General features: G+C 47.6%; 9 protein-coding genes and 1 tRNA gene. 7 read left to right on the top strand and 3 right to left on the bottom strand.

Annotated features, from left to right (window positions below; translation table 11 throughout):
- On the bottom strand, positions 1-615 hold a 615-nt coding region (locus tag ACRCZA_RS01830), incomplete at its 3' end, for an ATPase, T2SS/T4P/T4SS family (protein ID WP_438672779.1).
- Positions 616-624: 9 nt separating this feature from the next.
- Positions 625-1,662 carry a type IV pilus twitching motility protein PilT gene (locus tag ACRCZA_RS01825; RefSeq protein ID WP_438672778.1) on the bottom strand — a complete coding sequence of 346 codons (1,038 nt, stop codon included), beginning with the start codon at positions 1,660-1,662 and terminating at the stop codon, positions 625-627.
- A 35-nt stretch (positions 1,663-1,697) separates the two neighbouring features.
- Between ACRCZA_RS01825 and ACRCZA_RS01820 the strand changes: the two genes are divergently transcribed.
- The 7 genes from ACRCZA_RS01820 (at position 1,698) to hemW (ending at position 6,815) form a co-directional block, all read left to right on the top strand.
- Entirely contained in the window at positions 1,698-2,396 is a 699-nt protein-coding gene (locus tag ACRCZA_RS01820) for a YggS family pyridoxal phosphate-dependent enzyme (RefSeq protein WP_438672777.1), read from the top strand.
- Positions 2,397-2,672: 276 nt separating this feature from the next.
- Positions 2,673-3,491, top strand: coding sequence for a pyrroline-5-carboxylate reductase (gene proC / locus ACRCZA_RS01815; protein ID WP_438672776.1), 819 nt, complete (start codon positions 2,673-2,675; stop codon positions 3,489-3,491).
- Positions 3,492-3,544: 53 nt separating this feature from the next.
- Complete coding sequence (locus ACRCZA_RS01810) at positions 3,545-4,093, top strand: YggT family protein (protein WP_438672775.1); 549 nt, start codon at positions 3,545-3,547, stop codon at positions 4,091-4,093.
- Positions 4,093-4,392: a DUF167 family protein YggU gene (gene yggU / locus ACRCZA_RS01805; protein ID WP_438672774.1), complete on the top strand. Its 300-nt coding sequence runs from the start codon at positions 4,093-4,095 to the stop codon at positions 4,390-4,392. The genes ACRCZA_RS01810 and yggU overlap by 1 nt, the downstream gene beginning before the upstream one ends.
- 83 nt (positions 4,393-4,475) lie before the next feature.
- Entirely contained in the window at positions 4,476-4,910 is a 435-nt protein-coding gene (locus ACRCZA_RS01800; RefSeq protein WP_438672773.1) for a DUF4426 domain-containing protein, read from the top strand.
- Between the two features lie 124 nt (positions 4,911-5,034).
- The gene (gene rdgB, locus ACRCZA_RS01795) at positions 5,035-5,652 is read left to right on the top strand and encodes an RdgB/HAM1 family non-canonical purine NTP pyrophosphatase (protein ID WP_438672772.1); all 618 of its coding nucleotides are present in this window, start codon (positions 5,035-5,037) and stop codon (positions 5,650-5,652) included.
- Positions 5,652-6,815: a radical SAM family heme chaperone HemW gene (gene hemW / locus ACRCZA_RS01790; RefSeq protein WP_438672771.1), complete on the top strand. Its 1,164-nt coding sequence runs from the start codon at positions 5,652-5,654 to the stop codon at positions 6,813-6,815. Before rdgB ends, hemW begins: the two co-directional genes overlap by 1 nt.
- A gap of 334 nt (positions 6,816-7,149) precedes the next feature.
- On the opposite strand, the gene ACRCZA_RS01785 is transcribed toward hemW, so the two are convergent.
- A tRNA-Thr gene (locus ACRCZA_RS01785) sits at positions 7,150-7,225 on the bottom strand.
- Positions 7,226-7,285: the final 60 nt, after the last annotated feature.

Below are 7,285 nucleotides of genomic sequence, written 5' to 3'. Positions count from 1 at the left end.
GATTTCACCAATCAAGATCACATCGGGCGCTTGGCGCAAGGAACTTTTTAAGGCCGCATCGAAGGATTCGGTATCGATACCCACTTCACGCTGGGTAATGATGCTTTTACGATGATCGTGAACAAATTCAACAGGATCTTCTATCGTCAATATATGCCCACGGGCGTGAGCATTACGGTAACCCACCAATGCTGCTAACGAGGTTGATTTACCGGTGCCGGTTCCGCCGACCATGATGATAAGGCCGCGCTTACTCATCACCAGATCCTTCAAAATGGGGGGGAGCTTTAACTCGTCCACGTCAGGAATTTTAGTCTCAATGCGGCGCATAACACACCCCGGCGACTCTCGTTGCCAAAACGCGCTGACCCGAAAACGCCCCAGATCTTTTGCCGCAAATGCAAAGTTACATTCACGCGTGGTATGAAACTCCTTTTTTTGCGCCTCGGTCATCACCGATTCGACAAAGTCTAAGGACTGAGCGGGCGTAAAAGCACTTTCGGCTAGGGGACGTAACTCCCCGTCAATCTTAGCACTGGGCGGAAAGCCGGCAGTAATAAATAAATCCGAGGCCTTACGCTCGACGATAACTTTTAGAAACGGACGGACATCCATCATAAATCCTTAAAATATCGCTTGTTTGTTTGAACTCTTAGCCATGGCATCTTCACGAGTAATCAACCCACGATTGACTAAATTTTGTAAACATTGCTCAAGGGTTTGCATCCCATGGGCCATCCCGGTTTGAATGGCAGAATACATCTGCGCGACTTTGTCCTCGCGGATAAGATTGCGGATAGCCGGTGTGCCCATCATGATTTCATGGGCGGCAACCCGACCACCGCCAATTTTTTTAATCAGCGTTTGCGAGATCACCGCCTGCAATGATTCCGATAACATCGTGCGCACCATGTCTTTTTCACCCGCGGGGAATACGTCCACCACCCGGTCAATGGTTTTTGCGGCGGAAGTGGTATGCAAAGTCCCAAACACTAAATGGCCAGTTTCGGCCGCTGTCATGGCTAAACGGATGGTCTCGAGATCGCGCATCTCACCGACGAGGATCACATCGGGATCTTCCCGCAGCGCACTGCGCAGAGCAGCATTAAAACTATGGGTATGACGATGCACCTCACGCTGGTTGATCAAACATTGCTTATTTTGGTGCACAAATTCGATGGGATCTTCGATGGTTAAGATGTGATCATGGCGATGCTCATTGATGTAATCCACCATTGCCGCCAGTGTGGTACTCTTGCCCGAGCCCGTCGGCCCAGTGACTAACACTAACCCACGGGGGAAACTTGCTATTTTTTTAAATATTTCAGGAGCACCAAGCTGCTCAAGGGATAAAATATCACTTGGAATGGTACGAAAAACCGCGGCGGCGCCACGGGATTGATTAAAAGCATTCACACGAAACCGCGCCAAATTAGGCACTTCGAAGGAAAAGTCGATTTCTAAATGTTCTTCAAAGTCTTTGCGCTGCTTATCATTCATAATGTCGTACACTAAGCTGTGCACACCTTGATGGTCGAGCGCGGGCAGGTTGATCTTTCGCACTTCACCGTCTACGCGGATCATGGGAGATATCCCTGCAGAGAGGTGTAGATCCGACGCTTTGTGTTTTACACTAAAAGCTAATAACTCAGTGATTTCCATAGTTTGGGATATCCTAGCAACCAGATAATTACAACATGACAACAATAGCAGACAGACTCGCCGCCGCCCAGCACCGAATCGCCCAAGCGGCGCAAAAATGTGCACGCAGCCCCGAACAAATTCGTTTACTTGCAGTGAGTAAAACCAAACCCGTGGCAGACATTATAGAAGCCTATCAGGCCGGTCAGCGTTGTTTTGGGGAGAATTATGTTCAGGAAGGGGCTTTTAAAATCAATGCATTAAAACATGATTATCCGGATATTGAATGGCATTTCATCGGCCCTCTGCAATCTAACAAAACCAATTTAGTTGCCCAACACTTCGATTGGATGCACACCGTTGCACGGGATAAAATTGCGCAGCGCCTCAATGAGCAGCGTCCGAGTGGGATGGCACCTCTCAATGTCTGCATACAAATCAATATCAGTGATGAAGCGACTAAATCAGGGATCCCCGCCGCGCAAATGCTGCCACTTGCCCAATGCATCTCTTCCTTACCCCACTTAACCCTCAGGGGCTTAATGGCAATCCCAACGGCAACGACAGACTGTGCATTGCAACTACAGGAGTTTACCGAGTTACAACAGTTATTTGCGACATTAAAGCAGGCTTATCCCACCGTTGACACCCTCTCGATGGGCATGAGTAATGACCTCGATATGGCCATCACCTGTGGCTCAACCTTAGTCAGGATTGGCAGTGCGATCTTTGGTGAACGAGATTATTCAATTTAACCCGTTGAAAACCCTGTAGGTAAGCTGGAAATTTCACACTGAGATGTGGCGTCATCAATTCCGCCTAAACCAAGAGCTGCAGTCTAATTTTTAACGACATCGCCTTAACATGGTAAAGCTTAGCCGCCATAATGCGAGCCATCGCTCAATGGCAGCGTTTTGGGATGGCACTATCGCGAGCAACCACGGTGAACTCAAATGCGGATCTCACCACTTAAACATAATACTTGAACTGAACTGCTGAGCTTAAATCGATTGATAACTAACGAGGATCACATGGATCAACAAAGAATCTGTTTTATCGGTGCGGGCAATATGACTCGCAGTATTATCAGTGGGTTAATTCATAGCGGCTATCCAGCCCAGCTTATCCAAGCCACCAACCCTAGCCAAGGTAAACTGACAGCCCTTGAGGCAGATTTTGGCATACAAGTTTCTTTAGATAACCTCAGCGCGGCGCAACAGGCCGACGTGATAGTCCTGAGCGTCAAACCACAAATCATGCAGCAAGTGTGTGAAACACTGCGCTCACTGTCCCTGACCAACAAGTTAGTCATCACTATCGCTGCGGGTATCCATTCGAGCCGTTATACTGAATACTTTCAGCAGCCCATTAACCTTATCCGCGCCATGCCTAACACCCCGATGCAACTTGGCGTAGGGATGACCGGGCTGTTTGCGCCCTTCTGCTTAAACCTGCAGCACAAAATGGTGTGTGAGCGATTATTCTCCAGCGGGGGCGAAATTGTCTGGCTCGATGATGAAGCCGAGATCAATCAAGTGATTGGGCTGGCGGGCAGCGCTCCGGCTTATTTTTTCCTGTTTATGGAATCGATGATAGCAGCAGGCACAGACATGGGCATGGATGCCGCCAAAGCGCGCAGTTTAGTCCAGCAAGCCGCGCTGGGCGCAGCCATGATGGCAAAACAAAATCCACAGCTCAGCTTAAGGGAACTTAGAGAGAATGTTACCTCCAAGGGTGGGACAACCGCCCAAGCAATTAGCACCTTTGAAGATGCCGACCTGCGGGGCTTAGTCAAAAAAGCCATCGAAAACTGCGTTAACCGTGCAGAAGAAATGGCAAAAACATTGTAAAAGCGATACCGTTAACGCGTTTTTTTATCGAACTCACATAGGCAGAATACTCGATGAATGCATTCACTTTTTTAATCACCACATTATTTGATCTATATTTGATGGTGGTGATCTTACGGATCTGGTTACAACTGGCTAGAGCCGATTTTTATAACCCTTTCAGCCAATTTGTCGTCAAGGCGACTCATCCGCTCATCGCGCCAATGCGTCGCGTACTACCGTCCATTGGACGCTTCGATAGCGCATCCTTCGTGTTGGCTATCCTAGTGGTGATGGTAAAACTGCTGTTGATCAGCCTGATCGCCGGGGGTGGGCTTAATATCCTGCTATTTTTAGTATTTGCCGTGGTGTCTGTGGTCAAACAAGCCGGTGTACTGCTGTTTTGGATGCTGATTATTCGCGCCATTTTAAGTTGGTTTAACCAAGGATATAACCCAATCGTGATGATAATGGATCAGTTAACCGAGCCATTCTTAGCCCCGGTACGGCGGATCATCCCCCCCATTGGTGGCTTAGATTTATCGGTGATGCTAGTCATTATTGCCATGAATTTCATCAACATGCTGCTTGCTCAATACATCCCTTACTGGGCCATCATTTGATGAACGCAGTCAGTTGGCAGCAAGGCAACTTGCTGCTTAATTTATATATTCAGCCCAAGGCGAGCCGAGATAACATTGTCGGCCTCCATGGGGAGGAACTCAAAATCGCCATTACCGCACCACCGGTTGATGGCAAAGCCAATGCGCATTTAAGCAAATACTTAGCAAAGGTATTTAAAGTACCTAAGAGTGATGTACAGATCATTAAAGGTGAGCTTGGGCGGCACAAACAGATAAAAGTTGTGACTCCCAAACTCATCCCTGAGCAAATACATGCCCTGCTCCCAGACTCGGAGTAGTCCCTTGCACACCCGCGTCGGTGGCGCTTACGGGTAATGGTTTACAGGGCTGTTATGTTTCACACACACAAAGGGTTCACATCATGTTACGTCAATTGCTTGCAATACTTGCCCTCACCGCCAGCCTATGCGGCATCGCTCAGGCTGAACAAAAAGAAACCGTGGGTAATTTCGATATTCATTACATGGCATTAGCCAGCACCTTTCTCACTCCTAGCGTCGCCAAATCCTACGGGATCGAACGCAGCAGTTATAAAGGGATCATCAATATCGCAGTACTTGATACCAGCAAATCTGGCTCACCTGCCGTACCAGTGGCCATTTCAGGGGTCGCCAAAAATTTATTGGATGCGAGGATAACGTTAACATTTAGAGAGATCCGTGAAGGTGACTCTATCTATTACATTGCAGAAGTGCCCCACCGCGATGAGCAAGAAATCCATTTTGACATTGCAATTAAACACAGTAATGATCTCAATACTAATCTGAAATTTAAGCAAAAATTTTATATAGATTAAGTCTGCAGCCGTTCGTGAACACCGCGCTATCTGCACGGGGATAGCGCCCCTTTTGCTGTCCTTTACGCCTCAGCTTGGGTATCATTGCCGCACTTATTCAGCCTCAAATGAAAATAGGTATTTTATGCAACAGATTGTCCTCGCCAGTGGCAACAAAGGAAAACTTGCCGAATTCGAGCAAATGCTCAGCGCCTATGGCGTAACAGTGCTGCCGCAAAATCACTTTAATGTCGGCGAAGTCGCTGAGACTGGCACCACCTTTGTCGAAAATGCCATTATCAAGGCCAGACATGCCGCACAAATAACGGGCCTTGCGGCCATTGCGGACGACTCAGGTCTAGAGGTCGATCTACTGCAAGGCGCTCCTGGTATCTATTCGGCGCGTTACGCCGGTGACAAGGCAAATGATCAAGATAATGTATTGAAATTACTTGATGCATTAAAAGATTATCCCGCACCGCGCAGCGCCAGATTTCAATGTGTATTAGTATATATGCGCCATGGTGCCGATCCGAGTCCGCTGATTTGCCAAGCCTCTTGGGAAGGGCAAATCGCCTTTGAACAGCGTGGCACCCATGGCCACGGCTATGATCCCATTTTTATCCCCGAGCACCAAAAGTTAAGCGCCGCGGAACTTAGCAGTGATGAAAAAAATGCCTTGAGTCATCGCGGCAAAGCGTTAGCGCAATTGCTTGCCATGATGCAGGCCAAGGGAGTATTCACTGGTGGGAACTCACAATAATGTCAGTCAATGACCTTCCTCATCCTCAGCTAGAGTTACCACCATTAAGTTTATATATTCACATCCCTTGGTGCGTCCAAAAATGTCCTTACTGTGACTTTAACTCCCATGGACAACAGGGTGAATTACCGCAGCAAGCCTATGTAGAGGCATTGCTTGAGGATTTACGTCAAGACATATCCTTAGCTCAAGGCCGCAAGCTGCACAGTATCTTTATTGGTGGCGGAACACCTTCACTGTTCGATGCAAAGCACATTGAACAGCTTCTTGAGGGCGCCCGTGGGCTTATCCCTTTTAGTGATGATATTGAAATCACCATGGAAGCGAATCCTGGCACCCTAGAGCACGATGATTTTAGTGCCTATCGCGCAGCGGGGATCAGCCGCTTATCCATTGGAATACAGAGTTTTGCTAATGATAAACTCAATCTGCTGGGGCGTATTCACAATCAAAACGAGGCCCACGTCGCCGCCCAAAAAGCGATTCAAGCAGAGTATCGCAGTGTTAACCTCGATTTAATGCATGGCTTACCCAATCAAAACCTTGAACAAGCTATGGCTGATATCGACACGGCAGCGGCGCTCAATCCCCCCCATTTATCTTGGTATCAACTCACCATTGAACCCAATACTCTTTTTCATTCCAAGCCGCCGCAACTGCCGGATGATGAAGCACTCTGGCAGATTTACCAACTGGGCCAGCAAAAACTGGCAGCCTTAGGCTATGAGCAATATGAAATTTCTGCCTATGCCAAACCCGGTTACCAATGCAGACATAATCTTAACTATTGGCAATTTGGCGACTATTTAGGTATTGGCTGTGGCGCTCATGGCAAGATCACCCTGCCGACACAAAACCGTATTATTCGTACGGTAAAAATCAAACACCCTAAGGGCTATCTCAGTAGCAATACTTATTTAGCCGAGCAAACCGAGGTCGAGATAGAAGAACGCGCTGTTGAATATTTAATGAACCGCCTGCGCCTGATGACCCCAATCCCTAAACAAGAATTTGAGCGGCGCACGGGGTTGCCTCGAAACGTCTTAACTGAAGGGATGGAACAAGCCAAACACCGTGGTTTACTCACAGAATCTGCCGAACATTGGCAATTGACCCCGAAAGGCCACATGTTTGTGAATGAGATACTCACGCAATTTTGTTGAGTATTCTTCCCAATCAATAGGTGTTAGCAGTAAGCCTGCCTGAATGCGCTCACTGCTAACACCTTATTCTACATGGATATTTAATATTTATATCAAGCCGTTGGCTATCCGTTAAGGAATTTCCAAGGTGCAATGGAGAAACCCAGCGCAGGCAATCGCTGCACGCTAAAAGAAAGTCAGTCTCATCCCCAAGCCACTTTTCATAAATAGACAATTGAGATAAAAAAGAAAGGAATAGAACACGTTGCAGGAAAGTATCACAAGCAACAATGCCACAAACAACAATGCCGCAAGCAGAAAAGCAAAAAGCCACTCGCTAGAGTGGCTTTTTATATGGTGCCGGCACCAAGAGTCGAACTCGGGACCTACTGATTACAAGTCAGTTGCTCTACCAACTGAGCTATGCCGGCGTAAAGCATGGTAACAAATGGTTAAAACTCATTACCTTAATAGTGGTGCCCGAACCCGGA

Source organism: Shewanella sp., from assembly GCF_051658185.1.
Lineage (GTDB): Bacteria > Pseudomonadota > Gammaproteobacteria > Enterobacterales > Shewanellaceae > Shewanella.
The sequence above is the reverse complement of the archived record's forward strand: the minus strand, read 5'-3'. Positions and strand labels throughout refer to the sequence as shown.

Bases quoted from the DNA above. Each gene is read 5' to 3' on its own strand.
- ACRCZA_RS01825 (WP_438672778.1), bottom strand. From the start codon at position 1,662: ATGGAAATCACTGAGTTATTAGCTTTTAGTGTAAAACACAAAGCGTCG.
- ACRCZA_RS01820 (WP_438672777.1), top strand. From the start codon at position 1,698: ATGACAACAATAGCAGACAGACTCGCCGCCGCCCAGCACCGAATCGCC.
- proC (WP_438672776.1), top strand. From the start codon at position 2,673: ATGGATCAACAAAGAATCTGTTTTATCGGTGCGGGCAATATGACTCGC.
- ACRCZA_RS01810 (WP_438672775.1), top strand. From the start codon at position 3,545: ATGAATGCATTCACTTTTTTAATCACCACATTATTTGATCTATATTTG.
- yggU (WP_438672774.1), top strand. From the start codon at position 4,093: ATGAACGCAGTCAGTTGGCAGCAAGGCAACTTGCTGCTTAATTTATAT.
- ACRCZA_RS01800 (WP_438672773.1), top strand. From the start codon at position 4,476: ATGTTACGTCAATTGCTTGCAATACTTGCCCTCACCGCCAGCCTATGC.
- rdgB (WP_438672772.1), top strand. From the start codon at position 5,035: ATGCAACAGATTGTCCTCGCCAGTGGCAACAAAGGAAAACTTGCCGAA.
- hemW (WP_438672771.1), top strand. From the start codon at position 5,652: ATGTCAGTCAATGACCTTCCTCATCCTCAGCTAGAGTTACCACCATTA.